We start from the raw sequence: 21,479 nt of genomic DNA on the forward strand, positions 1-21,479 counted from the left end.
ATGGGAGCGACCAGAGGCAGCCTAGCCTACCACTGCACCCGCAACCCAGCATACCCACCCCGGCTGTGCAGGGCAAACAGTGGCAGGCTGGCGCTTTGTGCTACGGCCTCCAAACCCACCAGTGCCGCCACATGGGGGGTCAGGGCATGTTGCACCTCGGCCCGCAGCGTAAGGCGGCTGGTGGTGCGGCGGCGGTAGTTCAGCAGCAGGGGGCTGTATCCGGTGGCATCACGGCTGTGGCTGGCTTCGGCATCCAGCAGCCAAGTGGTAGCAGCACTGCTGGCAACGCTGGCATGGGCGCGCAGGCTGTATTGGTCTTGCGCGCCTCCGGGGCGGGTGGTGTCGTGGGGGCGGTCTTGCCCAGCTCGGGCCGTCAGCTGCCAATACAAGCCACCACTGGGCAGGGTGCAACCCCATTGGCTGCTGATGCCAGCGTAGTGGCCCGAGAGCACCGCATTGCTGTGCAATTGGCGGTTTTGCCACTCCAACCCCAAGCGCAGGGCGCAGTGGCCGGTGATGGTGCTGGCAGGGGGCAGTTCTACCCCAGCATTCATGCCTTGGCTGGTGTAGCGGGTGCCTGCATGGCTTTGCAAGGTGGCTAGGGTGGCGCTGGCATAGTGCCCCCAAGTGGCAGGGGCCAAGACACCTGCGCGCGCAGCCGTGGCGGGGCGGATGTGTTCCAGTTGCAGTTCGGCCTGGGTGCTGTTGGCCGTGTTAAGGCGGGGGCTGTTGCGTTGCAGGGCTGCCGCTTGTAGTTCCCAACGGCTGCCATCAGCCTGTACGCGCACATGGTGCAGGCGCAGGTCGGTGCGGGTAAACCAGCCGGGGCGGGGGCGGCTGTTGGCATCCACTGGCAAGGTAATGCTTTCTGTGGGCAGGGTCAGGGTGATGCTGCCCAAGTTGGGTGCCCCCAGCAAATTGCTGTCATGGCCTAAACGCACGCCCGCACTGATACGGGTGCCTTGTGCAGGCACCGCGCCAGCGCCACTGGCCCAAAGTTGGCTGGTTTTTTGCAGGCCTTGGCGCAAGGTGGGGGGCAGTTGGGGGTGCTGCTGCAAGGCCAGCACCAAGTTCAGGGCCGAGGCCGTGTCACCGTGGCCCGCCAGAGCCAACGCATAGTCCAGCTGGGTGTCGGGGTTGTCTGGCTCAAACAGCAGGGCACGCTCCAAGGGGTCTACGGCCTCGGTGTAGCGTTGTTGCAGGTTATACAAGTGGCCCAAACGGGCCAGATACACCGGGTGGATATAGCAGCGTTGCAGGTGGGTGGCCAGCGCATCGGCATCTAGGGTGCTGAGCAGTGCAGGGCTGGTGCAAGCGGGGGAGGCTGGGGGTGGAGTGTGATCCGCCGCACTTTGTGCCTGCGCCTGCGCAGCGGCCCACCACAGCAAAGCCGCACCCATATAGGCGCAGCGGGGTAAGGCAGGGCAGCGGGTGGCGTTAATGGGCGTGGAGTTCGGCATCCAGTGGGTGGGCGTAAATATGATGGGGTACGCGCATACCATCCAACAAAAAAGTGCCCATAGACTGTAACCCGGCGCCGCCCACTTGGGCTGCCAGACCTTCGCCCACCAAGATGGGGTGGGATAAATCCGCCGTCATTTCTACCAAGCGGCTGGCAATGGTGACGGTGCGCCCCATTACCATGTGGGTGCGGCGGCTGGCCAGCCCAAAAGAGCCAGTCATGGCCGGGCCAGTTTCTACCCCCACGCCCAAACTCAACGGCTCCAGCCCGGCAGGGGCTGGGTCGGGCAGCACGCCCTGCACGGTGTGCAATAGCTCTATGGCAGCCTGCAAGGCTTGGCGGGCATGGTTGGTGCTGCTGGCGGTGTCGCCGTGGCGCAGGTCGCCGTTCCAGACGGCCAAGATGGCATCGCCCTGAAAGGCCTCGATGACACCACCGTGGCCCTGTACCACACGGGTGGCCGCGGCAAAGAAGGCGTGCAGCACGGCGGCGGCTTCTTCAGGGGGGCGGGCCTCGCAATAAGCAGAAAAGTTGCGGATGTCGGCAAACAATACGCTGACTTGGCGCGTTTGGGCTTCAATGGCGCTAGAGGGGCGTTGCAGTGCCAGTGCCGCCGCTACTGGAGCGGGCAGGTAGCTGGAGAGGTGGGCATAGAGGCGGTCACGGTCAAGGCGGCTTTGGGCATGGGCCAGCACCCCCAAATACATACCCGCCAGCAGCACCAACAGCACCGGAGCCGTCCAACCCAGCCACAGGCCGCCCACGGTGTGCAAGACGCCGTGCAACAACCACAGCAGCAAAGCAATGCCTGCCCCAGCCACGGGCAGCAAGTAGATTGGCACGCGGCGGGCGCGGGCGGCCATGCGGTGCGACACGGGCCCATGCTGTGGCAAAACCGCCGGGTGCATCAGGGCATAGAGCAGTGCCACACCACACAGTGCCGCCAAAGCTTGCAACAGCGGGGCAGCACGCGGGGTGGCAGGCACACGCCCATCCATCAGGGCCATCAGCAATTGGGCATGGGCCTGCAAACCAGAGACTGCACCCCCAAAGGGGGTGGCAATGGTGTCGTTGAGGCCAAAGGCGCTGCTGCCCACCAGCACCCAGGCACCCGCGACCAGTGGCGGCGGAATGCGCCCTGCCAACACATCTGCCGCAGAGAAGCTGATAAAGCTGTCGGGGTGCAAACGCCACGGGATGCGCACATCGCCTTGCTCGTTCAAGGGCACTGCGCCTAGCACGGGATTGCCCGTGAGCAGCCAAGGTGCCTGCAACCAGTGGCCGCGTTGCAGGCTCAGACGGGGTTCGGCACCGGCGTGCATCAGTGCTGCCAGTGCCAATGCCGGGTAGGCCCGGCTGCCCATGCAAATGATGGCGGGCTGGTGGCGCAAAATTCCATCACGGGCAATGCGTGGGGTGATATGGCCTACAGACATAGGCGTGGTGGAAGGGCTGCCACTGCCCAAGGGGGGCTGCGACAACAAGGCTGCTGTATTAGCCAAATAACCCTGTGCCTGCCCAAAGGGCGCGGGGCAGGTGGGCCAGTCTAGCCCACCTGCCAATTGGCCCACCGAGGGGGTTCCCCCCTGCTCCAGTGCAAACACTTGCGCCAATACCGGCTGGTGCTGGGCAATGGCTTGGGCCAACGCGGCATCGTCAGGGCGGGGGGTGGTAAAAACGACATCCAAAATTTGCTGGCGGGCGCCCAGTTGGGCCAGTTGCTCCACCAAGCGGGCTTGGGTAGCACGGGGCCAAGGCCACGGGCCGATTTCAGAGAGGCTGCGCTCGTCTATGTCTACCACCACCAAGCGGCGCTCTTGGGTGTGTTCTGCCGTCCAAGCCCAAGCCCAATCGCCTGTGCGCTCTTCTAATGCTTGCAACCACGGAGCCGCCAGCAATTGCAGGGCCAGCCAGCTCAGACTCGCCAGCAGCAGCCCCCCCAAAAACACCCCGTGGCGCTGGATTTGTCGGAAATAGCGCACTTAACGGCCCCAGAGGGTGACGCCCTGCAACATGTCGGAGCCTATGGCTTTTTGGAAGGCGTAACCTGCTTCGCGGCCATCAGGGGTCAGGGCACCCGCCAGGGTGGCATTGCCCGCCGTGGCCTGCAACAGGCCACTGGGTAAGACGGTGCCGCTGGCATTGACGTTTTGGGTGCCAATGCGGACGTTGTTGACATACAACTGGGTGCCAAAGGTGCTGCGGCTAAAGTCTACCGTCAGGCTGCCATTGACAACCTCTACAGCTTCTGCGGGCCGGCCAATGCCGCGCCAGAGATGCGCCGTGGCATCGGCCAGCCGGAAATTGACGACTGGCTCGCTTGCATTGTTGGTTGCCAATGCAGTGTTGCCGCCGGGAGCGCGGTAGAGCACATAGGAAGCACTGCTTGCCACCTTTTCTAGCCCGGCGGCCAGCGCATCTTGCAGGGAGTGGGTAAAGGTGTCGCTGTCGGGTTTATTAACCCAGCTATAGCGCACCCAGGCCAACTGGTTGACTTGTGGCGGCAGCACCACTGGCGGCAGCACAGGCTCGGAGATCTGGGGAGGCACTGGCACCGGCTCTGGTGCCGGAGCTGGTGTGGGCACTGGCACCGGTGCGGGCGCAGGCGCTGGTGCCTGCGGCGGGGGTGGCACATAGGCGGCCACGGTGGCACCCAAATTCTCGTTGGCCAGGCTTTTGGCGCTGGCTGGCTCGGGGGAGGCGGCCACATCTGCCGCATGGGCTGTAGTGGTGGCTACGCCTGCCTCGGGGAGTGCCCGCGCCATAGGGCGCATGGGTGGGTGGGGCAATGGCCCTGTGGCTACCAGCACAGGGGCGCTCTGGCTGCGGGCCAGCTCCAACATTTGGCCTTTCATGTCGGCAGTGAGGAGTTTTTCACTGCCATTCAAGCAGGGGCCTACACTGGCGCTACAGTCGCCCAACAGCGGGGCCACGGTGATGGCACCGGTATAGACGGTGGCGGCAGTGGTGTCGGCATGGGAGCGGACAATAAAGTCTGTACCCTTGACACCAATGGCAGCCACAGGGGTGTTGAGGCGAAACCGCTCACGGGCGGCCTCACCCCAAGCGCCAGTGATGGAGCGCACCACGCCTTCATCCAGGCGGAACTTGATGGCCCCTTGCCGGGGCTGGTCTGCAGAGTGGCTGTAGCTCTCGATGTGCAGGCGACTGGCTGGGCGCACGCTCAGGCGGGCACCATCGACAAAACGCAACAGCACATGACCGCCCTCGCTGGTTTGGATACGATCTCCCACCCGAATGACCGCACCGCGCTCGAGCGCCCGTTGGGCACCATCGCTGCCCAGCGCACTGGCCACACCAATCACCATCGTGGCCTCTCCCACAATGGCTTGGGCACAAGCCCACCCACTGGCACCCAGACCGAGCACCAGCACAGACAAAGGAGCGAAATGGGCGTAGTGTTTCATGTTTGCCAATTTTTACGCAAAGCACCACATGTGCGCGTGACCCGCATCACACGCAATGTTTGCAGTCCTAGGCTAGCCTCGCCCCCTATACCTTTTTAACTCCCGTTTTTTTATCCATTGGCTTGGTTTTCATGTTGAGTGCCTCCCGTATCGAACAACTGACCGGTTTGCGGTTTTTGGCTGCGCTGGGGGTGTTGCTGTGCCATTGGTATATCTTGGCACCACAGATGGGGCCACAATTTCTGTTTGAGCTGGGAGGGCATGGCGTCACTTTGTTTTTTATTTTGAGTGGTTTTGTCCTGACTTGGCGCTACGACACCCACCAAGACACGCCCACCCCTACGGGACGCCCTACCCAACAGCCCTTGGATGGCACCTTGTTTGCCATTACCCGCGTGGCACGCATTGCACCGTTGTATTGGCTGGCGTTGCTCCTCACTGGGCTGGCCTATTGGCTGTTTAGCCCAGCCATTGCCTTGGGGCCAGCGCCCCAACATACGACCGACTGGGTGGTCGGTTGGGCCTTGAATATGCTGGCCTTGCAGGCATGGGTGCCCAATGAGTCGGTACAGCAGTTCTGGAATGCCCCAGGGTGGAGCATTTCTGCCGAGTTCTTTTTTTATGCCTGTTTTCCGTGGCTGTTGCAGCGCCACTGGCTCTCAGGGTCTGCCCAGTCGTTTGCGGGGGTGCTGGTATTTTTTGGCTTCTTGGTGGGGCTGTATCTGGTGGGATGGCCCCTGTGGAGCCATGAGGAAACACTCATGCTCTCGTTTGCCAGCCGCCTGCCCCTGTTGGGCTTGTTGCCTTTTGTCGTGGGCATGCTGTGTTGCAGAATGCTGCGCCGTCATCACAGTTGGCACCGCCATCAAAGCGGGTGGACGGTGGTGGTGGGGCTGCTGCTGGTGGGGACTGCGTGGCTAACCAACGTCTGGACAGATGCCCCTTTGCCGCTGCAAACCCAATTGCTGGTGTCGTATTTTATGTATGTACCACTGTTTGCCCTGCTGATTGTGAGCGTTGCCCTAGATGAAGGCCCAATAGGTCGGTGGCTGTGCAGTCCTACTCTGGTACTGCTGGGCAATGCCAGTTATGCCCTGTATTTGCTGCACTGGCTGCCTCTGGGCATGGCACTGCATTGGGTGGGGCCGGGCCAAGCCTCTCTGCCCATAGTGATGGTGGGAATGTTGGGCCTGATCGTGTTGTCAGTGGGAGCCTATTTGTGGTTTGAGGCTCCGCTGCGTGTGCGTGTGTCTACTGGGCTACAACGTTTGCTGTGCGATAACTCCCGAATGGTTTGAGAACCCATGCCTGTCTCACTCCAGTTGTTGTCGCAGTTCACATTGCTCCAGCCTTTGCCACGCGAGGCACTGGAGCCTTTGTCTACACGCATGAATTTGCGCCAGTTTGCCCGCCGGGGCATGGTCATGAGCAAAGACAGCCCAGTGCAGGAGCTAGGGTTTTTGGTGGACGGGCGCTTGCAAGGCGTGGACTTTACGGTGGATGGCCGCAGCGTAGGCATGTACTTTGTCGATCCCGGCGACTACTTTGGCGAGTTGTCGCTGGTGGATGGACAGCCCCCCTCGGAGTTTGTGGTGGCGGCGGTCAAGTCTACGGTGGCATTTTTGGATGCCACTGCGGCCCGAGAACTGATTTTGGGCCACCCCGCCTTGGCCCAAGCTGTGATGGTGCGACTGGCGCAGCGGGTGCGCACCGTGATGGCGCAGCGCACACTGCTGGGGCTGCCCAACCCGTTTCAACGCCTGTGCGTGCTGATCTTACAATTGCCTCAGCGCATGGTAGACGGGGTGGCCGAGATCGAGCAGCCACCCACACACCAGGAGTTGGCCATCATGATCAACGCCAGCCGCGAGACGGTGACGCGGGCGTTTCAACTGCTGTTTTTACACAAGGTGCTGGTGCGCGAGGGCAACGCCCTGCGCTTGACGCAGCCGGTTTTACTTAAAGATATTGCCGAAGGCCGGGCCGATCCGCCCAAGGCGTGAGCCTGCCCTGCCTGCGGTTTTTTAACATGGTGATTGCTTGAATTTCCTGCTGCTTTCTGTCTGGCCTTGGCGCCACCGCAGCCTGATTGCACAACTGGCCGGGCGCGAAATCCATGCCCGCTACCGCCAATCGTGGCTGGGCTTGTTGTGGATGGTGCTCACACCTTTACTGATGTTGGGCATCTATACCTTGGTGTTTCGGCACATCATGCGGGTGCGCTGGTATGGGCTGGAGGAGAGCAATCTGGCCTTTGCCCTGCGCATTTATGCTGGGCTAGCGGTATTTAACTTTTTTGCCGAGTGCGTCAACCGAGCGCCAGGCCTGGTGCTGGAGCAGCCCCATCTGGTCAAGAAGGTGGTGTTTCCACTAGAGATTTTGCCTTGGGTCAATGCCACCAGCGCGGCGGCTGGGCTGGCAGTGTCTGGCTTGTTGCTGTTGGCTTGCGCCGCCGTGCAGGGCAATGGGTTGCCCATCACCGCCTTGGCTTTGCCACTGGTGTGGCTGCCACTGCTGCCACTGGTGTTGGGGTTGGGCTGGTTGCTCAGCGGTGTGGGCACCTATGTGCGTGATGTGGGCCAGTTGCTGGGCATGGCTGTGAGCGCACTGATGTTTTTAAGCCCTATTTTCTTTCCCGTCGAGGCTTTGCCCGCATCGGTGCGCGGTTGGATGCTGCTCAACCCGCTGGCTTGGGTGATGACGGGCACCCGCGATGTGCTGCTGCAAGGCAAATGGCCCGACTGGCAGGCACTGGGGCTGCTGTGGGTGGCCTGCACACTGCTGGCCTTGCTGGGGGCAGCGTTTTTCCGCAAAGTGCGCACGGGGTTTGCTGATGTTGTCTGAACGCACCGCCCCTACGGGCGATTTAGCCATTGAGGCGCATAACCTCGGCAAACGGTTTTCGCTGTTTAACCATCCCAAAGACCGGCTCAAGCAGCTGCTGTGGGGCCGTTATAAACAATACAGCCGCGATTTTTGGGCCTTGCAAGAAGTGAGTTTTGACATCCGGCGCGGCGAGGTGGTGGGGCTGGTAGGACGCAACGGTGCTGGCAAATCAACCCTGCTGCAAATGGTCTGCGGCACCCTCACCCCCACCACAGGCACCTTGGCAGTGCGCGGGCGGGTAGCGGCGCTGCTGGAGCTAGGGGCTGGGTTTAGCCCCGACTTTAGCGGGTTGGAAAATGTCTACATGAACGCCGCCATTTTGGGCTTGAGCCGCGCCCAAGTGGATGAGCGACTCGACAGCATTTTGGCCTTTGCTGATATTGGGCAGTTTATCCACCAACCAGTTAAAACCTACTCCAGTGGCATGTTTGTGCGGCTGGCCTTTGCCGTGGCCACCAGTGTAGAGCCCGATATTCTGGTGATTGACGAAGCACTTTCGGTAGGCGATGGTGCCTTTGCGCGCAAGTCTTTCGACCGCATCATGGCGCTCAAAGAAAACGGGGCCACTATTTTGTTTTGCTCGCACGCTATGTACCACGTACAAGCGTTGTGCTCGCGGGCGCTGTGGCTCGAAGGTGGCAAGATGCGCATGTGGGACGCTGCCGCCAAAGTGACCACCGCCTACGAAACCTCTCTGGTGATGGATGCTGCACCCGCCATTGACGCACTGCCCACCACTGTCCATGCCCAGCCCCCAGAAGCGGCCACACCCGAAGCGGCCTTTGATGCCCAAGCCCAGGCCAACGGCATGGCGGTGCGCAAAGCACCCGATGGCACCGCCGTCATCACCGGTATTGAGGCCCGTGCCGACGGTGTGGCAGGACGAGAGCTGGCCATCCACTCTGCCCAAACCACTGTCGAATTGCAAATGTGGTTTGCCAGCGATCCCACTTTGCCCTGCCCATCGGCCATTGTGGCCATTGCCCATGCCAATGGCGTGGTGGTAGCCAGTGCAGGCAGCGTCAATGACAGCATAGCCCTGACCCGCGCAGAAGACGGCACAGGCAGCGCCACACTGACGCTGCCACACTTGCCCCTATTGCAAGGGGACTATCTGGTGACAGTGATTTTGGCCTGTGAACGTGGTTTGCATCCTTACGAGATTGTGGAGCGTGCCGTCACCCTGCGGGTGGTGCAGACAGGTCTGGAGCAAGGGCTGGTCACGCTGCCGCATCAATGGAGCAGCCACCCCGGCCACAGGACACCCGCATGAGCGATACCCCCTGGCGGCTGGTGAGCTTGGATGCTGCACACAGCCAGGAAATACGCACCCTGTTCCAACAGGTGTTTGGCAGCCCTATGTCTGAGGCGCTATGGCACTGGAAGTACGCCAACCAGCGCGGATTGGCCACCGGCACACGCGACCGCAATGGCCGTCTGTTGGCGCACTACGGCGGAACGGCGCGCACCCTGCTCGTCCAAGGCCAATTGCAGCAGGCCGTGCAGTTGGGCGATGTGATGGTGGCCCCCGACGCACGGGGCTTTCTGTCGCGCAACGGGCCATTTGCTGTAGCCACCCAAGGTTTTTTACAACAATACGTGGGGCCAGACCGGCCCTTTGCCTTGGGCTTTGGCTTTCCAGGAGCCCGGCATGTGCGCTTGGGAGAGAAACTCGGCCTGTATGCCGCCACCAATCAGGTAGAAGAACTTCACTGGCCCCAAGCGCCCCATCCTAGCCTGTGGTGGCGCCTTTGCTGGCAGATAGTGCCTGTAGATTGGGCTGCAACGGCCGCCACCACCCAAAGGTTGAACCAACTCTGGCAGGCTATGCAAAGCCAAACCACCGGCTTTGTCATCGGGCAACGCGATGCCCTCTGGTGGCAACACCGCTTTGCCAACCACCCTGAGGGACGTTACCGCTGCTTCTGGCTGCGCCAGCGCCTCACAGGCCGCACCATAGGTGCATTGGCCCTCAAACCCAGCACAGAGACCGGGCAAGCGTGGGAGTTGCTAGACTGGATTGCCCCAGTGCCGCAAACGGCCATCATGGTGCAAGCGGCACGGGCTATTGCGGCACAGGCAGGCAGCGCCCTGCAAAGCTGGTTGAGCAGCCCCATCGCAGACTTGCTACGCCAACAGCCCGGGTTGCAAGATGCATCCACGCAGCCTGCGTGTACGGCCTGCGTCACGATTCGCCAATGCCCCCACCTGCCCCCACTGACACCATTGCCGTGGTGGCTGACTGGCGGCGATACCGATTTTCGCTAGTCATGGGCATCCACGCCATCCACAGGCCCAGCCACCCAGCACGCCAACCCGAGGCCGATGGCCTGCGGGGCTTGGCAGCACTCAATGTGGTGATCGCGCACTTTGTGGCGGCATTTTGGCCCACGGTGCTACATGGCAACTACCCCAACAGCTTTGGCCCTGCCGCCGCCCCATCGCACTGGGACTGGTTGCTGCAACTGCCCATAGTCAACATCTGGTTCAACGGTGCCTTTGCGGTGGCGGTGTTTTTTGCTCTCTCGGGCCATGTGCTGGCCCAACCCGATGCCACGGCGCCCGGCAGCCATGTGTTTTGGCGGCGGGCCATAGCCCGCTGGCCACGCTTGGGCCTGCCCGTGGCCGCAGGGGTAGGGGGCACCTATGCACTGTGGGTAGTGGGTGCTATGCCGCACCATACGTTTGGCTTTTTACCCGACTATGCCCAATCGTTGGGCTGGACGGATGTGCTGGCCGAGGCCGCCTTTGGCGTGCTATGGCTGGGTTGGTCACACACCAATCCACCCCTGTGGAGCCTGCATTGGGAGTTTATTGGTTCAATGGCCTTGCTCGTCACATTGGCCCTCTGGGGCCGTTGGCCCCGGCTTTGGCGCGGCATCGTGCTGTTGTTCAGTGGCGCTGCCATGGCTTGGCTGGGGGGGAGCAGCACCTATTTACTGGCCTTGTTTGGTGGGGCGCTCGGTGCGCAAAGCGTACACCGTCCACATAGGGGGCGCTGGCTCGTGCTGGTTTTGGCAGTCTACTTGGGTGGCTTCCAATACGACAACCCCTGGTATGGCTGGAGCAATGCCTTGAGCAGCTATTGGGGCAACGGCTGGCAGGCCAAAGAACTGTGCAATTTGCTTGGGGCTTTGCTGTTGGTAGATGCTGTGCGCCGGGGTGTGCTGCAACGCTGGCTGTGTTGGCGGCCATTGCAATGGCTGGGGCAAATCTCTTTTGCCTTGTATCTGGTGCATTTTGCCGTGTTGATGTCTGTCGCATTGGCTTTGGGGCTGGTAGTGCGCTCGTGGGCCGGGGGTGCATGGCTGGTGCTGGTCGTCTATCTGGCGGTGTGCCTCTTGGCTGCTGCGCTGTTTGAACGCTGGGTAGATCGTCCGGCTGTGGCAGTGTCACGCCGACTGGCCAAGAGTGCAGTTCCTCGGGCCACGCGCCTGTGGCACCGGGTGCTGCTGTATGCCGACTACGAGCTGCTACTGCCCTTTCTGGCCTGCCTGCCCACCACCTGGGCATACCGTGCTGGGCGCTGGCGCAGCCGCTGGCACTATGCCACCAGCCGTGATTGGGCCGAGCTGACCATTGGTCAGCCCTATGTACGCGAACGGGCCACCCAAGTCTGCATGGCCCTGCGTGCCAATGGCTATCCCATACCCGAGCATATCCAGAGTGCTGTGCAGGAGCGATACCACACTGTGGGCCGCGAGGAGCTGGACGTATATCGATTTGACCGCCACGGTTGGCGTGGCTTCAGCACCCATCTGGAGGCACTCAAAGCCGCCCTGCAACAACGCGACCGCCAACGGGGATTGGTGGCCTTGACACTGCACTTCGACAAATCTTTGGTTGGCGTCACTGGAATAGGCCTGTGTGGCGAAACCACCCATGTGGCCGTCTCCAGCATCACCGAAGATTTGCGCATAGACTGGTCTATTCGCCAATTTTTCTTGCGCAAATACCGGGCGGCAGGAAAACTGATGTGTGGTGGGCGTTTCACCTATATCGAGTCCGGGCTGCGACAACTGCTCAAAGCCCTGCGCCGGGGCGAGGTGGTCTGTGTGGTGGCAGATGCCCCAGCCACCCCCGAAGGGGCAGGTGTCTGGGTTCCTTGGCTCGGACAGGAGCGCAAACTGCAAGAATTAGGCTTGCGACTGGCTCTTGAGACCCACAGTGACATGATGGGTGTGGCCTGCATCCACGAAGCCGATGGAAGCGCCACTTGGCACTGCACCCCTGTGCTCCCCGCCACCCAAGATGCCCATGCACGCTACCAGCAGATCATGGCTTTTCTGGAACAGTTGGTCTGCCAACAACCCAGCCGCTGGTGGGCTATGCACCAGCTCAACGATTACCCGGCACGCCCTTTACCCAATGGCTATACCACCCCACCATCCTGTTAAACAACGAGGTAGCCCGTGTCTGAACTTTTGTTTGTGAGTTGTTTGAGCAATTGGCAAGTGGCACAGGATTGCTTGTTGGCCTCGCCCTGCCTGCAACCGGGGGGGCATCCGCTGGTGATGCGCTGGAATGCCCGCTCAGCAGCCGAGGCGCTCAACAGCGTGCTCGATAGCCAGCCCCCCCAACGCTGGGCAGTCTGGCTGCACCAAGATGTACGCCTGCCTGCTGGTTGGGATCAACAGTTCATATCTGGCGTAGCGGCCGCCGAGGCACAACTGGGGCCGCTGGCTGTAGTAGGTGCCTATGGCCTGCGTGGTGTGGGTGCTCAGGCACAACGTGCAGGGCATGTACTAGACCGTGGGCAACTGCTGCACGAACCTGCCCCACTGCCATGCCTTGTGGATAGCTTGGATGAGCTGCTGTTTGCCGTGCGCACCAACTGCGGACTGCGACTAGACCCCGCACTGGGTTTTGACTTTTATGCCACCGACTTGGTGTTACAGGCCCAAGCCATGGGGCTGCAATGCGCCGTGGTAGATGCCTATTGCGAGCACTGGTCTGGCACCCCCTCCCAAGGCGAGGTGTCCGATCATTTGGTGCAACGCATCAGCACCAGTGCCCAAGCGTTTGAACAGAAGTGGATCGCTCGCCTACCCATCACCACCCCCTGCTTTGATATTGCCCAGCCGGGCGATACCCTGGCCTTTTTGGAGGCAGCTCGCCGCCTGCCACCACCTGCACAAGGACACTGAACATGACCATTGCACTGGTGATCTGCGGTGCGGGTGCCAACCCCCACAGCTCCACCGAGTTTGCCCACGGACTCTCACGCCTACAACGCCAAACTGGCCCACTGGCAGATTGGCATTGGGCACCCCACTCTGACGCCGCCAGCCTACTGAGCACCGCGCTAGCCGCAGGCCAAGGCCGCCCCGACAACGACAAAGTGCTGCTGCTGGCCCACGCACAATTGCTGATGGCCGATGGCACACTGGCGCAATTGCACGCCGGACTGCACCACGGGCTAGACATGGCCCTGAGCTTTGGCCCCCAGCATTGGCCCGCCCCCCATAGTCCCGACTATTGCACCCTGCGGGGGCTGGAGCGTTACACACAGCTCATGGCCCGACTACCCCCCGAGCCAGCACAAACACTGTCCACATTGCCCCACAACAGTCTGGCCTGCCTGACCAGCTTGGGCGCATTGCGCACTTTGCACGCACAAGGCAGCATCCGTGCCCAATGGCAACCCGGTTGCTTTACCCACGATTTTTCTACCTACCACCAAGGCCACCAAGGCCGCAGCGAAATGGTGCCTTGGGTGCCTGCACAAGCCAAGCGCGTTTTGGACGTAGGTGGGGGTGAAGGCTATTTTCTGCACGCACTGCGCCTGCAACGAGGCTGCGAAACCCATTTGGCAGAATTCTCCGTGAGCGCCTGCGATGCCGCCCGACCTTATGTAGACCATGTTTGGCCCGGAGACTTTCTGACCCAGGATTTTCTGGGATGGCCCCATCAAGGCCAACCGTCCTTTGATTGCATTACCTTTCTGGACGTGCTGGAGCACGCCCCAGACCCACAAACATGGCTGCAACGGGCCAAAACCCTGTTAGCCCCTGATGGCACCATCGTAGCCTCCATCCCCAATGTGGGGCACTGGGGGGTCATCGCCGACCTGCTAGAAGGCCGCTGGGACTACTGCCCGGTGGGCATCCACTGTGTCACCCACCTGCGCTTCTTTACCGAACAGGGCGTACAAGAACTGTTTGCCCAGTCGGGCTATGCCATTGAACAATGTGAAGCGGTTTTGGTACCTTGCCCAGCGCAATGGCAACAACACTGGGCACAAACCCCAGGCTTGCAGGTCAATACCGCCAGCTGGAACACCTATGCTTTCCTGATTCGTGCCCGCCCTGTGGCACCCTCCACAACCCCATGAACGATACCTGTGCCATTTTGGTCAACTACTTCGGTGCTGCAGAGATTGCCGCCGCTGTAGCCTCGGTGCGTGCTGACGCACCCCAACTCTCCATTGTGGTGGTGGACAACAGTGATGATGCCACCGAGCACCACCAGCTCAAGCAACTGATGCCCGAACAGGTGCGGGTATTACGCGCACCGGGCAATATCGGCTTTGGCCGCGGTTGTAATTTGGCAGCGCAAGCCACCTCTGCCCCCCACCTGTTGCTCGTCAACCCTGATGTGCGCCTGCTTTCGGGTTGTGTACAAGCCTTGCGCCAAGCACTAGACCAAGATCCTTCATTGGCCGCCGTGGCTCCACGCCAGTTCTTGGACGATGGCTGTCAATGGCTATTGCCCCCCGCCTGGCTACCCACTGCCTTGCGGGCCTGGGCCACCGAATGCGCCCAACGCAATCCCCAAGCAGCCTTGCGTCTGGCCAAGGCCGGACGCGCCGAAAACCTGCGTTACTGGAGCGCCAGCGCCCCCGTTCGACAACGGGCACTGTCCGGCGGCATCATGCTGCTGCGGCGCAGCGCCCTGCCCACCAATGAACCCCTGTTCGACCCCCGCTTCTTCATGTATTTTGAAGACTCGGACCTGTGCCTGCGGCTACGACGGCACAACGCCAAAATGGCCACAGTGCCGCAGGCCCAAGCCATTCACGCTTGGCGCAACCTGCCACACAAAGCCGTGCTGATGGCAGAAGGCGCTCGCATCTATTTCGATAAGCATTACCCCAATGATGAACGCTGGCTGCACAAATCCCGTGCGATGGGCAGCCAACCGTTGTTACATACAGTGCAGGCATGGCAACCTGGCCGCCCCACCCTGCCCGTCCCTTCCGACTGGCATACAGGCTGGGTGCTGGAACTCAGCCCCAGCCCCCAGCTCCAACCAGCCATCGGCATGGTGGGCTCGGGTGCTTGTGCCACTGTCAGCCCCCAAATACTGTCCTGCTTTGAGGGTGCCCCCGTATACGGACGGCTCGGTGGCATGACCACGCCCATCAGCGCCTGCCAGTTGTTTTGCTGGCCCGGCCACGCAGCGCATTAACCCCGATTGCAAGCAAGGTATCCGAATTGAGCTCTACGTTCAGGCTTCTGGTGTCAATTTCCGTGGCCTGTGCCGCCACTGGCGTACAGGCACAGGCCAACACCACCCCTCCTCCACCCACTAACACACCCGTGGCAGCCCCTGCGCCTTTGGTGGCCCCTTCATTGCAGGTCAACAACCCCTTTGATCCCCAACGCAAGGTCTGGCCAGACCGGGTACCACCACCGCCGCCGCCCCCACCACCACCGCCCCCCACCCCAGTCACAGACCAAGATTTACAACTCTACGGGGTGGTGATTGCGGGCCCCATCAAACGGGCTACCGTCAAAGTGGGCAAACGTTTTGCCCAACTGGCCCCAGAAGGCCGTGCCTTTGCCAATCTCAGCGAAGGCCAGCCGGTCGGAGAATTCACCTTGTCCAAGATTGAGCCCACCCATCTGGTGCTCAAGGCCCGGGGCGGGCAACAACTCGTGTATTTCACCAAAAAGACCGATCGGAGCACCACGGCAACGGCCCCAGCGTCAGCGCCTCCCGTTCAGGGTGCCAGTGCAGGGGAGGCTGCAACACCCACCACAGCGCCCCCCTCGGCCAATGCGGCCACCAGTGCAGATAACCCGGCACCTGCCACGACGACTGCCGCCAACCCTGCACCTGGCAACATCACTGTGGGCAACAACGGCAGTTCGGCCGCTACAACAGCCAACAACACGCCAGTCCCTGAAGTCAATGTTGCCAACAGTCTGGCTGCGGCTTTGGCTGCGGCCAGAAACAACGCAGCACAAAAGCCCATGCAGCCCTTTGTCAATCCATTCACTCAAAAACGCTAACCTGTCTTTTCACTCCTGCGGCGGCCCACAAAAGCACACCACACCAAGCCACGGGCCACCCGGTCATCGCACAAGCCCGAGCGCAACCGGAGCCGCCAAGGAGCCGCAGGCAACGCGGCCCCCAATGCCCGCAGTGCTTGATACAAGGCAGCCCCGGCACGAAGGCTGCGCCACATACTGCGTAGCCGCCATAACCGTTGCCCAAGTCGGCCCCAAACGCCCTCTTTGGGGGCACCAATCAAATTGCATCCGTGCTGGCGGTACAACACCCAGGGCGTAGGCAGTACACACACTGGCCCAATCGTCGATGTGGCAGCAGCCAAAATCCGATCATGGGGCAATGTGGCTGCCCACAAAACCAACTCAGCAACCCAACGCTGCAACTGCACCCGACACACATGCCCCATACACATCGTCATGCCAGGTGCTGGGGTTTCAAAAAAGTAATGGGCCACCGAGGCTTGGGGCAGTGGCATCGCTTGAAGCTTGGCGTCCAGCATTGGCAATGCTGCTGCCCCGGAACTGTGATGATCTACCAGATTCCAGACCTGCCAACCATGCACCGTCATACCATGCTCTGGCGTAGACGCCAATTGGCCCTCAAGCTTGCCCGGCAACCAAACATCATCCTGATCAGCCAAAAAATAGTACTGGCCCTCAGGTGCATCACATAGTAAAAGCTGCAAAAAGCTGGCACTAGAGCCCTGCCCCTGCAAACGGCTCCAGCACAGGTAATTGGCCGGTAGCACGGTCTGTAGCGTCTCCCAGCACACTGCACGCGAACCGTCATCGACCAACACCAATAAATCCTGCTGCGTCAATTGGGCAGAAATGCTGGCAACTTGGGCCGACAAGTATGTACTGGCCCCATAGGCCGACAACAAAACAACGGCACGAAATGGCCGACAGGATAAACACTCCACCTACACATCCATTCTCTGCGCATGCCACCATGCCCGATACATGGCCCGGAGTTGCTGCCAACGGTTTGGCCCGTAAACCACAGCCACCAACATGATGCGCCATGCCTGGCGCCAAAAATACGGCAGCCATCCTTGCGGAGCATGGGGCAGCCGTGCCAAAGCCCAACCATTGCGCAGCATGTAATAGGTACGCAGCGCCGAACGCACCTTGACTGTCCGATTCGAACGATAAAAGGCTGTTCGGGTATGGCCCAGCTCGTGCTGCAACACCGCTGCGGGTACGGCCACCACGCCATAACCTTGGGCTCGGACACGAAAACACCATTCGGTGTCTACATGGTCAATGAACCAATCCTCTCTGGCTCCGCCAGAGGTCTGCCATACAGCCACATCCAACAACATACCCGAAGTAATGGCCGCAGCTACTGGCTGGGTCTGGTGGATAGGTGTGGCTTCCAATACGCCAGAAGGATGCTCCAACAAAAAAGGCAAGGTATTGCCCGTACCCTGATCATGTATGGCGGGCACTACCGCAGCCACAGGCATCTGCCGCGCAGCGGCCTGCCATGCAGCCCACAAGATGTCCAACGTCTCTGGACGAGGGCAACTATCCTGATCAAAAGTCCAAGCGTGGGTACAACCCAATGTTGTCAATTCGGCAATACCCCGGTTGAGTGCAGCCGCAATCCCTGCATTGCCAGACATCTGCACCCATTGACGCCGTGGATGCTGCACACAGCTGACAAACCGCCGATAACAGGCATCATCATCCCATCCTCCGTTGTGCACCACAACTGTGGCAACAATGGCTGATGGCAAGGCTTGCAGCAAGCGGTGCAATGCCGTCAGATCGGGCTGATAGGTGACGACGACGGCCCCAACAACAGAGGGCGAAATAAGGGTTTTTTGCACGATGGCAGAAAAAAGGGTTCTGCATGCAGAACCCTTTTTGACATGACCAAACAATGGTCGTTTACGGTGTCGTGCTTGTCTCTGTGCTGTCGGTGGTGGTGGACGATGTTGTCGAGGTGCTCTCAACATAGTCGCGTGAATTCCAAATCACACCCACCTCACGGAAATCGCCACCTTTTTGGCTATACACCAGATAGATTTTGGCACCAATACGCTTGAACTCTGTGGCTTCAAAGCCCAAAGGAATCGTCAATTTCTTCATTTTATTGAAGATAGTGCCGTTCTGTTGGAAGCTGACAGACCCTACATCAAACGAATTTTCCAACTGCTTCCACTGGTATCCACCCTCGGCCAAAGAAGAAAGGAAAAACCATTCGTCTTGTCCAAAAAATGGAAGATCAGAGGGAATCAGTGCGGCAACCCAATAATCAACGGTAGCCTTGGCTGCTGTTTCTGCATCTGTGTGATGGACTGTTACAGCCAATTGTGCTTTACCATTTTCATCACGGCTCAACACAACATCTTCTGGATTAACCACTGCAACTGTACCTGCAGGTTGCAGGTTGACAGTGGCCGACTTGGTGCCACAAGTCACAGTCACATTGGCCACGTCTGTGACTGCATCGGCATTGACAGTAAACACCGCAGATTGGCCATTAGAAGCCTGTGTGACACCCAGCAAACTGGTGTTGTTACTGTTACAGGCAGGCAATGTAGCGCCCACTGGCTCAGGGGTTACTGTAATGGTGTTGCTGGCGGCACCAGCTTTCCAACTGCTGGCCGACAAAGCAATACCAGTCAATGTAGTAGGCACAACTACACCACCATTACCAGTGCCACCACCACTGCCGGTGCAAGTATGGTTATCTTCATCTCGGGGATTTCCCGAGGCACTCCACGTTGCACCGTTATACCAATTTTGATAACAGGTTTTCTCTACTTCAACCTGGGTATCAAAACTCATAAAACTTCCACCAGGAATGTTAAAGAAGTTTATGTAAATATAACCACCCGTACTGCTCTGATAGGAGCTACCCGTATTTGCAGTAGCCACCATCAAAACACCACTTTTCTCTGGCGAATAGAACCGCAGCTCTTGCCCATTCTGCAAGTTTTCTAATGTTTTGCGTGTATCTGTGCCACCGTTCACATCAGGAACCACATCCGTCACCAAAGAGACGGGCGGCAAGGAAAAACGTGCCGCAGCACGAGCAGGCTCGTTAACAGCATAAGTAATAATGCTGGTGCGAAATGTTTTAGCCCCTGGCGGAATAAATACCTTGATGCGCGATTGTGACAAGCCACTATGACGGGTACGAAGCGTCACGACACTGGCAGCAGAACTGAGATTAAGCGCCTCTGGACTGTAGCTTGTCTTAAAATTAGTATAAGACCCAGTACCGACCAAAGATGTGTAACTGTCTGCAGTTTGTGCCAAAGCTGCTGATGCAACGAACAGGAAAGTAAATCCAATATTTACTTTTCCAAATAATTTTTTGATATTTAAAAACATAATCTAACTCTCATTATTGATATAACATCATAATACAAAATGCCACCAAGAACCTTGGTGGCATTTTCTGTTAGAAGACTATACCCAATTAGTTGGCAGCAGGAGCATAGGTCTTGGCAGCATATTGCCATGTACCTTGCAGGCTACCACCGGTCATGTCCCAGTGGATATAGGTGGTCAGTGCGGGGGCGCCGGATTGACCGAAGTTGTTGTAGTTTGCAGTGCTACGGGTGTCAGACACATCGGTAGCGATAGCTACGTTAGCCCAACCCTTAGTGAAGCTGCTGGTGTAAACTTGACCAGCGTTGCTTTCACCAGCGCCAGCGATGAACTGGATGATGTTAACTTCGCGGGGCAGAGACACAGTCTTGTCGGGTGTGCAAGGAGAGAATGCGCAACCCACAGTGCCAACCTTGTGTTCTTCTTCGTCACGGATGTCGTAACCGACGGGCACGGCTGTACCAACGTCAGCTGCCACATTGTTGATGGCGGGGAAGAAAGGAGCGTACTGCGAACCGGCGCTCAGGTTGAACGTTTCCTTGGTGGGGAAAGTCACAGTGGCAAAGCTCATGTTGCCAGCAGACACGTTGTAAGGCACAGCGAAGTTCGAAGCCCACAGAGCGTCTTCCACTTGTTGCTTAGACGAATTGGCTGCGTTGGTAGCGAAGGTAGTCAGGCCACCAACGGTCAAGTATGCCAGGTTGTCGTAGTCAGCCAGAGCAGTCATGCCCAGAGTCAGCTTGTTGCCGTTCAGGGGGTTAGACATGGTGACGGAACCGGTCAGAACGTTGTCTGTGTCGTCGGTTTCGATGGCGGTGTTAGCCAAGCAAGCAGCCGAGTAAGCACTCAGGATGGCGCTCTTGCTCACAGTGCCGTCAGCGTTGACAGGCAAACCACGCAGCATGCGGGATTCGAAAATGTTCACGTAGCCAGCAGACACGGGCAGGGTGAACTTGGCTTCAGTGGGGCGGAAACCGGAAGTACCGGTAGCAGCTGGGCAACCGCCAGCATTGGCCACAGTGATGGAGGATGCATCAGCACTGGTCACACCGACCGAGCCATCAGCATTCTCAACCACGGAACCAGTCCACACGTCGCCGGGGCTCAGGAAGATCAAGAAGTCAAGCACTTCATCGCTACGGCCAGGAGCGTGGAACACGACCTTAGCAACAGCAGAATCAGTCACGCTGGTGTTGATCACCTTCAGTTCAGACTGCCAACCATTCTTGACCATGAACAGAGGAGCAATCAGCAAGTCGCCCTTGCCGCCTTGATTGACCTCAACCGCCGCAGCGGAGCCAGCCATGAGCATTGCACCCAGTGCCACGGCAAGAGTTTTTTTAACCATCACGTTATTCTCCTAACAGATTGAAACGAAGTACCGACACAAAGTCCGATGTCAGATAGCTAACAAGGTAACAAGTCTACACCAGAAAACAATCCAGCCGTTCCGGACCACAGATGCACGAAGCACGGACTGTCAGCGGATAGTACCCAAAGCACCTGCAAGCCACAATGGCACCAGTGCAAATGGGCGTAGAACAAGGGTTGTTAGCAGCAAACTGTCGCCTGGTTGCAACACATGCGTCAGACTTGCCTCAGTGATGTACGCCCACCAGCATGGGGTCGGTCACGACATGCAGCCAACGCCCATCATCGGTACGTGTCCATTGATCCTTACGGTATAGGGCATGTTCACGCCCTTTCTTATCTGGGTTCTGAAAACGCATCTGTAGGGTCAAGGTGGCCTGTTGATCTTGTAGCTCTACCCCCACTACTTCAATCGCCAACACGGGCCAGGCCTTGGCGTGGTAGGCCATATAGAACTCGGCACTGGGCAGGTTCTTGGTATGTTCCATGTTGAACAGCTGTTGCCAATTTTTGGCTACGTGGGTATTCCAGTAATTCTCAAAAGTTGGCAGCAACCCGGCCTGCGCCAGACTCTGGCGATGTTGCGCTGTTGCCGCACCATAGTCAATCGGTGCCACCACCACAGGGACAGACGCTACAGCGACCGGTGCTGTATGAGGCGGCATTGGGGAGTTGGTGGCACAGCCAGCCAGCAGCGCAAGGCTACCTGCCCATGAAACCAGCGAGCGGAAAACAGTGTGCATGGTA

The 21,479-nt window shown here is 59.3% G+C and carries 18 protein-coding genes; 10 read left to right on the forward strand and 8 right to left on the reverse strand.

Features of this window, described 5'->3' with window-relative positions:
* Positions 1 to 26 precede the first annotated feature (26 nt).
* Genes ACYVB2_RS03200 through ACYVB2_RS03210 form a run of 3 tightly spaced genes read right to left on the reverse strand, consistent with a single transcriptional unit; the run spans position 27 to position 4,890 of the window.
* Positions 27 to 1,460 carry a tetratricopeptide repeat protein gene (locus ACYVB2_RS03200; RefSeq protein ID WP_382429091.1) on the reverse strand — a complete coding sequence of 478 codons (1,434 nt, stop codon included), beginning with the start codon at positions 1,458 to 1,460 and terminating at the stop codon, positions 27 to 29.
* Complete coding sequence (locus ACYVB2_RS03205) at positions 1,438 to 3,444, reverse strand: CHASE2 domain-containing protein (RefSeq protein WP_382429089.1); 2,007 nt, start codon at positions 3,442 to 3,444, stop codon at positions 1,438 to 1,440. The genes ACYVB2_RS03200 and ACYVB2_RS03205 overlap by 23 nt, the downstream gene beginning before the upstream one ends.
* Positions 3,445 to 4,890 (reverse strand): FecR family protein, encoded by a 1,446-nt coding sequence (locus ACYVB2_RS03210; protein WP_382429087.1) that lies wholly within the window; start codon positions 4,888 to 4,890, stop codon positions 3,445 to 3,447.
* A 131-nt stretch (positions 4,891 to 5,021) separates the two neighbouring features.
* On the opposite strand from ACYVB2_RS03210, the gene ACYVB2_RS03215 reads away from it, so the two are divergent.
* The 10 genes from ACYVB2_RS03215 to ACYVB2_RS03260 are packed head-to-tail and all read left to right on the forward strand — an operon-like array spanning position 5,022 to position 16,013.
* Positions 5,022 to 6,188, forward strand: coding sequence for an acyltransferase family protein (locus ACYVB2_RS03215; RefSeq protein WP_382429085.1), 1,167 nt, complete (start codon positions 5,022 to 5,024; stop codon positions 6,186 to 6,188).
* 6 nt (positions 6,189 to 6,194) lie between these two features.
* Positions 6,195 to 6,893 carry a Crp/Fnr family transcriptional regulator gene (locus ACYVB2_RS03220; protein ID WP_382429083.1) on the forward strand — a complete coding sequence of 233 codons (699 nt, stop codon included), beginning with the start codon at positions 6,195 to 6,197 and terminating at the stop codon, positions 6,891 to 6,893.
* A gap of 37 nt (positions 6,894 to 6,930) precedes the next feature.
* Complete coding sequence (locus ACYVB2_RS03225; protein ID WP_382429081.1) at positions 6,931 to 7,734, forward strand: ABC transporter permease; 804 nt, start codon at positions 6,931 to 6,933, stop codon at positions 7,732 to 7,734.
* Positions 7,724 to 9,049, forward strand: a complete 1,326-nt coding sequence (locus ACYVB2_RS03230; protein ID WP_382429079.1) for an ABC transporter ATP-binding protein — start codon at positions 7,724 to 7,726, stop codon at positions 9,047 to 9,049. Before ACYVB2_RS03225 ends, ACYVB2_RS03230 begins: the two co-directional genes overlap by 11 nt.
* Positions 9,046 to 10,044, forward strand: a complete 999-nt coding sequence (locus ACYVB2_RS03235) for a GNAT family N-acetyltransferase (RefSeq protein WP_382429077.1) — start codon at positions 9,046 to 9,048, stop codon at positions 10,042 to 10,044. The genes ACYVB2_RS03230 and ACYVB2_RS03235 overlap by 4 nt, the downstream gene beginning before the upstream one ends.
* Entirely contained in the window at positions 9,975 to 12,173 is a 2,199-nt protein-coding gene (locus ACYVB2_RS03240; protein WP_382429075.1) for an LpxL/LpxP family acyltransferase, read from the forward strand. The genes ACYVB2_RS03235 and ACYVB2_RS03240 overlap by 70 nt, the downstream gene beginning before the upstream one ends.
* A 15-nt stretch (positions 12,174 to 12,188) precedes the next feature.
* The gene (locus ACYVB2_RS03245; RefSeq protein WP_382429073.1) at positions 12,189 to 12,923 is read left to right on the forward strand and encodes a hypothetical protein; all 735 of its coding nucleotides are present in this window, start codon (positions 12,189 to 12,191) and stop codon (positions 12,921 to 12,923) included.
* A gap of 2 nt (positions 12,924 to 12,925) precedes the next feature.
* The gene (locus ACYVB2_RS03250) at positions 12,926 to 14,110 is read left to right on the forward strand and encodes a class I SAM-dependent methyltransferase (protein ID WP_382429071.1); all 1,185 of its coding nucleotides are present in this window, start codon (positions 12,926 to 12,928) and stop codon (positions 14,108 to 14,110) included.
* The gene (locus ACYVB2_RS03255; protein WP_382429069.1) at positions 14,107 to 15,186 is read left to right on the forward strand and encodes a glycosyltransferase; all 1,080 of its coding nucleotides are present in this window, start codon (positions 14,107 to 14,109) and stop codon (positions 15,184 to 15,186) included. The genes ACYVB2_RS03250 and ACYVB2_RS03255 overlap by 4 nt, the downstream gene beginning before the upstream one ends.
* Positions 15,187 to 15,236: 50 nt before the next feature.
* Positions 15,237 to 16,013, forward strand: coding sequence for a hypothetical protein (locus ACYVB2_RS03260; RefSeq protein ID WP_382429067.1), 777 nt, complete (start codon positions 15,237 to 15,239; stop codon positions 16,011 to 16,013).
* Here the strand turns inward: ACYVB2_RS03260 and ACYVB2_RS03265 are convergent.
* The 5 genes from ACYVB2_RS03265 to ACYVB2_RS03285 form a co-directional block, all read right to left on the reverse strand.
* Complete coding sequence (locus ACYVB2_RS03265) at positions 16,010 to 16,897, reverse strand: glycosyltransferase family protein (protein ID WP_460535247.1); 888 nt, start codon at positions 16,895 to 16,897, stop codon at positions 16,010 to 16,012. The genes ACYVB2_RS03260 and ACYVB2_RS03265 overlap by 4 nt on opposite strands.
* Before the next feature lie 39 nt (positions 16,898 to 16,936).
* A complete protein-coding gene (locus ACYVB2_RS03270) occupies positions 16,937 to 17,848 on the reverse strand; it encodes a glycosyltransferase family 2 protein (RefSeq protein ID WP_382429063.1) in 912 nt (303 codons plus the stop codon).
* 61 nt (positions 17,849 to 17,909) lie between these two features.
* Complete coding sequence (locus ACYVB2_RS03275; RefSeq protein WP_382429061.1) at positions 17,910 to 19,361, reverse strand: hypothetical protein; 1,452 nt, start codon at positions 19,359 to 19,361, stop codon at positions 17,910 to 17,912.
* Between the two features lie 88 nt (positions 19,362 to 19,449).
* Positions 19,450 to 20,709, reverse strand: a complete 1,260-nt coding sequence (locus ACYVB2_RS03280; protein ID WP_382429059.1) for a hypothetical protein — start codon at positions 20,707 to 20,709, stop codon at positions 19,450 to 19,452.
* A 250-nt stretch (positions 20,710 to 20,959) separates the two neighbouring features.
* Positions 20,960 to 21,397: a hypothetical protein gene (locus ACYVB2_RS03285; RefSeq protein ID WP_460535251.1), complete on the reverse strand. Its 438-nt coding sequence runs from the start codon at positions 21,395 to 21,397 to the stop codon at positions 20,960 to 20,962.
* Positions 21,398 to 21,479 lie beyond the last annotated feature (82 nt).

This window comes from Giesbergeria giesbergeri (assembly GCF_054779375.1).